The organism is Psychrobacter sp. Choline-02u-9 (assembly GCF_002836505.1).
In the GTDB taxonomy this organism is placed as follows: domain Bacteria; phylum Pseudomonadota; class Gammaproteobacteria; order Pseudomonadales; family Moraxellaceae; genus Psychrobacter.
In genome coordinates this window covers 1-1,796 of the sequence record NZ_PJBF01000015.1, presented here as the reverse complement: position 1 = coordinate 1,796, position 1,796 = coordinate 1, and the positions used below count along the sequence as shown (strand labels likewise).

Annotated in this window: 2 protein-coding genes; one reads left to right on the top strand and one right to left on the bottom strand. The window is 36.7% G+C overall.

Going from position 1 to position 1,796, the window contains the following annotated elements; genetic code table 11:
* Nucleotide 1: 1 nt before the first annotated feature.
* Nucleotides 2-1,282: a cation efflux transmembrane domain-containing protein gene (locus CXF69_RS00525; protein ID WP_102078869.1), complete on the bottom strand. Its 1,281-nt coding sequence runs from the start codon at nucleotides 1,280-1,282 to the stop codon at nucleotides 2-4.
* Nucleotides 1,283-1,372: 90 nt separating this feature from the next.
* Here CXF69_RS00525 and cadR point away from each other — a divergent pair, with 90 nt between their 5' ends.
* Entirely contained in the window at nucleotides 1,373-1,765 is a 393-nt protein-coding gene (gene cadR, locus CXF69_RS00520) for a Cd(II)/Pb(II)-responsive transcriptional regulator (RefSeq protein WP_000550240.1), read from the top strand.
* Nucleotides 1,766-1,796: the final 31 nt, after the last annotated feature.

Below are 1,796 nucleotides of genomic sequence, written 5' to 3'. Positions count from 1 at the left end.
CTTACTTCAAAGCCAAAATTTTTCGGGCACCATTCAGTACGAATAAAGAAACCAGTATGCCAATGATTAAGTCTGGATAAGCTGATCCCGTCCACGCCACGAGTACACCGGCAAATATAACGCCCATATTTACGACAACGTCATTCGCCGAGAAAATCCAACTGGCTTTCATATGTGCGCCATCTTCTCGATGACCAGAAATAAGATATAAGCATGTCACGTTAGCTATAAGTGCGAGCAGGCCAATAACAATCATGAGCGTTGATTCTGGCTCGCTTCCAAACATGAATCGTCTAATGACATCAACAATCACGATAACAGCAAGTAATAACTGAATCCAACCTGCGAAATGGGCTGCTTTTATTTGATATTTCGCAGCTTTTCCGACGGCATATAGCGCAATACCATAAACGGCTGCATCGGCAAACATATCTAGAGAATCAGCAATCAATCCTGTAGACGCAGCAATAATACCGCTGATGAATTCTATAAAGAAAAGTAGAGCATTAATACCTAATAACAGTTTAAGTACTTTAGCTTGTCTCACAGGATCAGGTTCATTAGGTATATCGCCTGAAGAAAGCTGTATTTCATCAAGTTTCGCCCCAAAACCCAGTCCTTCGAGTTTGGCCGTAATTTGCTGACTCCCTTCATTATGGAAGACTTTCAGTTTTCGATTGGGAAGATCAAAAGTAAGACCTTTAACTGCTTCAATATCTGCAAGAGCCATACGGACCATTTGCTCTTCAGCAGAGCAATCCATTTTAGGAATGGTATAGGTACTTGTTTGCTTAGCCTGTTGATTGCTTATATAAGTTTCAGTCTTCACAAGCTTTGCACCAAAACCCAAAGCTTCAAGTTTGGTAGTTATATTTTCATCTTTTTGATTATGTAGAACCTTTAAAGACCGGTTAGGTAAATCAAAGATGAGTTTTTGAACACCATCAATTGAAGATAGCGCCATACGAACCATCTGTTCTTCCGCAGAACAATCCATTTTGGGAACTAAGTATTCACTCATGTAGTGCGAATCTTTTAAAACGTTTTCAGTGCTTAAATTTTCTTTGGGATCAGAACCACAACAGGATTGAGCGGTATCTTCACAACTGTTTGAAGTGTTACAGCAAGGAGATGAAGATTTTTCTTCTTCCTCTTCACCACAACAGCTAGGCGTATTATCACAATTCTTTGAATTGCTTGCTTCTGCAATTGATGGATGATTTTCTTGTTGAGATTTCTTATCTTCGTATGGTGTTTCTTTACTACATCCACAGCCACTCATAGTTATACCCATTAAAAAAATTTATAAACTTTGAATATTAGAATCCCTATAGTTACTATAGAGTCAAGAATCTTTGGAAATACTAACTCAATGCATTTAAAAATTGGTGAACTCTCTAAAAAAACCTCATGTTCAGTATTAACAATTAGGTTTTATGAAAAGGAAGGTTTAATTCCGGAACCGGAAAGAACGGAAGGAAATTACCGCCTTTACGATGTAGGCTATGTTGAGCGAATTAAATTTATTTTGAATTGCCGAACTTTAAATATGAGTTTGAATGAAATTCGTCAATTACTTACCTATAAAGACAAACCTGAGAAAAATTGTTCAGATGTGAATGAATTAATTGACTTACATGTCAGTGCTATCAGAGAAAATATAATCAAGCAACAAAAGCTTATTGAACAATTATCTGATTTAAGAGGTACTTGTGATGGTTTATGTACAATTGACCAATGTGGAGTTTTAAAAAATCTAGCTTGATTATCTAGACCTATGCTTTTTTCAAAAAATC